Origin of the sequence: Agrobacterium bohemicum, from assembly GCF_002896715.1 — a bacterium.
GTDB classification, from domain to species: Bacteria; Pseudomonadota; Alphaproteobacteria; order Rhizobiales; family Rhizobiaceae; genus Agrobacterium; species Agrobacterium bohemicum.
The window spans coordinates 1-4,540 of record NZ_PGEL01000009.1; the positions used below are offsets into that span (position 1 = coordinate 1).

2 protein-coding genes and 1 pseudogene are annotated in these 4,540 nt (G+C 58.3%); all 3 read right to left on the bottom strand.

From position 1 onward, the window contains the following. Window positions 1-155 precede the first annotated feature (155 nt). Complete coding sequence (locus CUC55_RS00100) at window positions 156-1,235, bottom strand: PspA/IM30 family protein (RefSeq protein ID WP_103086620.1); 1,080 nt, start codon at window positions 1,233-1,235, stop codon at window positions 156-158. Between the two features lie 262 nt (window positions 1,236-1,497). Continuing rightward, a pseudogene (locus tag CUC55_RS23440) lies at window positions 1,498-1,660 on the bottom strand (DUF3597 family protein); the annotation flags it as partial. Between the two features lie 689 nt (window positions 1,661-2,349). Then, a partial coding sequence (locus CUC55_RS00110; protein WP_157940873.1) for an AAA family ATPase occupies window positions 2,350-4,540 on the bottom strand: 2,191 nt, incomplete at its 5' end.

A 4,540-nucleotide genomic window follows, 5' to 3' on the forward strand; every position in this document is an offset into this window, starting at 1 on the left:
TTCATGTCTTTCCTGTGCATCATTGATGGCGTTGGATGGCAACTGGGACAGGCCGTGGCAACTGCAGTCGTGTGGAACACATAAAAGGCCGGTGCGAACCGCACCGGCCTTTAGTCNAAACATAAAATTCCCCATTTCCGGAAATTCTGTGCTGATTACTTACGATAAGCTAGGCCACCCCACACACGACCCTCGTCGCGGTGACGTCCCCCGTGAACAGCGCCGATGTATGCCGCTGCTGCCGCTACAAGAGAAGACGCCGCGAGAAGAAACGCGGTAAGGATGCCCGTTACGCGTGCTTTTTCAGCGGCATCTGCAGCGGCAGTTTTAGCATCCTGCAGGGCCTTTTCAGCCTGTGCGGTCAGTTCGTCGACTTTCTTTTGGGCTTCGTCAACGCGTTGCTGAGCTGCCGTCCGAACCGCCTGCACACGACCCACTGTTTGATTCACGCGTGTCTGCGCGTCCGGCTGAGGAATGCCTGTACGAGCCGCAATCTGGTTTGCCAGCCACGTCCTGTCCGCATCAGAGATTTCGCCCGTAGAAAGCAGGTTGCTCAGTATGCCGCCGGCTTGGCGCTGAAAGTCAGCACCGNTTTGGTCAGAGTTGAGAGCAGGCGCGTCAGTCCGCAGCAAAGTGTCAGTGAAATAGTCGATCGGGTTCGTCTTAAGGCCTTGCGGTAAAGACTGCTCGATGCTTGGAGCAGTGGCTTGACCTGCACCCTGAGCAACTCCGCCGAGGGCATTACCCGCGCCCGAAACCACACCGCCGGCCAACTGACCCGCGCCTTGCGCTGCGCCACCAACGGCGGAGCCTGTGGCTTCTACAGCTGTCTGAGCAGCACTTCCGACCGCCCTAACACTACCCGATACGACGCTCAGTGCCAAAAAGGCTGATATTACCGTACCAATGCCCCACACAACCAACCCATTAATGCCGTCTCGGGTCGTCAATTCGTTTCGATCAGCTGATCCAGCTGGGCGCCTCATGCGTCCGGTGATGTAACCACCAAGCATGTATGATGCGACCATTGAGAGGATGACGAAAAGTCCGGTGACAACAAGCCACGTGGTGCTGATCTCGCCGCCGTTATCTGCAGAAATCGCGTTCAGACCAAGCCCACCAGCGAATGCGGTAAGGACAGCCATGGAACCGGAAGCTATCGCCGTGCCGGCAAAAATTGCAGGCCAGTCGACGTAGCTACGGTTGGGANTTTCGATCAACGTTGAATCAACCATCAGCGTAGCCCCAGAAGCGAGAGAACAAAAAGGACAACGACGACTAGTCCCACCAGATAAATGATCGAGTTCATGAGGGTCTCCTTGAAAAGAGCCGCCGCCTTTTTCACGCGGCGGCTCAAAAACAAAACTGAGAGCTGATTTTTGCTCGGAGACATAACCCTCGAGGTGTTGAAAGGTTCATTCGCAAACGCTAACGTGTCAATTTAGAGACCCTGGCGTTGCAAGGTGTCCCTGTGCACATCCTTAAGTCAGTCCAGAAGTTTGCCGGAACCTTGCCGCCGTCATCAGACAGCTTCTTGAGCAAAGCCTTTGCAGCCATGTATTCATCGCTGCAAAACTGTCGCCTCGCCTGTTTGGCCGAGCTCGTGAGCGAGCTCCTTGCGCTCTGCAAGGGTTGCGTCCATTCCAAGAGCCTTTATGAGAGAGCACGGCGTTGGCCAAGGCGTTTCTGGCGATTGACGAGGCCAGCATTCGCCAGCGGGTTGTGGATCTTATCCAGTCTCTTGGTGGTCGAAAGGAGGGCAGGGTCGTGCCCGATGCTGAACCACTCCCTGACCAACCTGACGATGAGTAATCGTGGCCCAGGGTAAAAATGGTGTCGCGGAAAGATCGGCGTTCTTGCTGATGATGGTTTGGTTCGAACAGTTCTGGAAGCGATGCCCNTTTTTCTTGTTACGCATACATCCCTCGTAGAAGCCGATAACGACACTGCGGCGGCCCAACACGCCGTTGACGCCCTCAGATCCGGTTGCGAGGTATCTGTCACGGTCAAGTCCGATGAGGTGACTGCAAACGTTGTTGCCGTGGCGGCAATGTCGCCTGCGACAGTTTCTGACGCCACCACAGCAGACACGACGACCGATGTCGTGTCCTCAGCCGTGAGCGACGAGGGCTATCCGTCAGTTGGGGAGCCTGTCCCTGTGACGGCGTCATACAGGCCTGGAGTTGCGCCGATAGCGCGGCAGGTCGTGGCTCTTGGCATGGTTGCGGCCATTGCGATCTGGTTTCTGATCTAGATCCCTGTTGATAGGTCTATCCGATCGCGGGAGGCAGGAAACGCTTTGGGCTGCGACCAATCTCGATGATGCGTGGTTGGCTCTGCTGGCTGACATCACATCCTCAGGCCCAGGCTTTTCGTCAGGGACTGTTTGAGTTCGTACTGCCGGGTGAGTTCTGCCCGTTGGACCCGCTCGACGATGCGGGCCACATCTTTGATCTGATCGAGTGTGTGGGTCATCTCTGGAGCCAGCCGTAGCGCCTCCGGTTTCAGGGTGCGCATGTCGGCGCTGCCAAAGCGTTGCTCAAGGGCGTTGACGATTGCCCGCGCCTCAACGATGGCCTGTTGTCCGTGTGGCGTGGCGCAGAGTTGCGCAAAGACTGTCGGCCTGTCTTCAAGGGGCAGGCTGTCGAACTGCTGCAGAAGGGCGTGGCTTCGGGGTGTGAGACCGGGGACTTCGACGATATCCTGTCGCTGACGTTTCCAGGTTTCTGACTTGCGCTCTGCCTCCAAACGACGCTGCCAGGTGTTGGCCGCTGATAGCACGTGGTTGCCAAGCGCCTGTGTGTAATGGCGAGCAAGCTTGCGCTCCTTGTTGTCTCCGAGAAGCCCGACTTTACCGCGCAAGGCTCCGAACTGCTCGGGGGTCTCAACGAGTGATCTGGCCAGGGCGTGCCCCTCAATGCCGGTGTCAACAATGGCGGCACGAAGCCTGGCTGCTGCCTGCTCAGGATCGAGGTAGACCTCACGACCGACGGAGCGGACGGCCTGCATGTCGTGCTCCAGGGACGGCTTTGCCCTTTCGCGGGCGATGTCTTCGACGGTGCGGTCATAATGGGTGATGGCGGGAACGAGTGGAGCGGGAACGTCTGCGGGTGGGACGAGACGCTGGCCGTGATCGGGTTGGATATGCTCAAGATCGGGCTCGGAACCGACGGCGTTGAACGCAGGACCGACCAGATCGTGGACCGGCTCCTCGTCAGCCTGCCTGCGATCGTGTGGCCGATCCTGCTCCTGGCCCACCGGTTGCCCGGCATGGCTGGAAATTTTCTGCACGGCTGTTGGAGCATGTGCAAGTTTTATGTCGTCGTCACTATCGGACTTGAGGTCCAAACCACGTCGTTCGGCAAAGGCGTTTGTGTAATCAAGCGTCGTTTCCTTGGCACCGGACCGGCTCATGCTGGCCACCATCTCCTTCATGTCGGTAAGGTCATCGCGACCGGCATAGAGCTTTGCCTGATGACGATGACGGGTCATGGCCACATAGGTGAGATGCCGGTCCATGGTTGAGGATGCCATGACGAAGGCACGGTCGACGGTGGCGCCTTGTGCCTTGTGAATGGTGGTCGCATAGCCATGATCAAAANTTTGGTAATCTTTGACGGGTAGAGAGAGAACACGGGCATTGTTTTGCCCGCTGGCAGCTCCGTCGAGCCGCATATGTATTGCGTTCGGCTCGACGGCCTCCACGGTTCCCAGCATGCCGTTTTTCACAGCGAGATCACGGTTGTTTTCCNAAAGCAGAATGCGATCGCCGGGCGCGAACGAACGCTTGCCGTTGACGGTCTGATAGACGATCTCACGATCTCCATTGTCAGCAAGACCCGTCCCGACTTGAACGGTCGACGCTTCATCGTCGCCGACGCCCAGACCACTGCCTTTCGCAAGCAGCCCCTGCGCCTGCAGCGCGGTTCGAATGCCGTCATTGATGGCGCGAACATCGACGCGGCGATGGGCAAGGGCAATGCGTGAAGCATTGGGATTGTCGAGGCGATCAGCGAGATAGTCAGCCACGAGTTGTTCGTGCGCCTTATCGCGGTCATCGGCAAATTGGACGCTGCCCTGTTCAGCGTAAGCCGCCAGTCCAACACCGGTGCGATGGGTGGCAAACGCCACCGACGCCTGCCGCTGCCACTCCTGTGTCTGTCGACGAATGTCAGAAAGCTCGACCGAACCGATGCGCTCGGCTATCGCCCGGAACGGCGAGCCCGCACCGATCGCCTGAAGCTGTTCGTGATCGCCAACCAGAACGAGTTTGGCACCTCGCTTTTCGACCTGCGACACGATCCGCGCAAGCTGTCGGCTTCCCACCATGCCGGCCTCGTCGATGACAAGGATGTCGCCGCGCTGAAGTTCACCTTTGCCTTTGTTCCAGCCATACTCCCATGATGCCAAAGTGCGTGCCGCAATGCCGGATGATTGCGTCAAACCTTCGGCTGCCTTTCCGGCAAGGGCGCCGCCATGAACGGTAAACCCTTGGTGCTCCCAGGCGTCGCGGGCTGCCGCCAGCATGGTGGATTTGCCA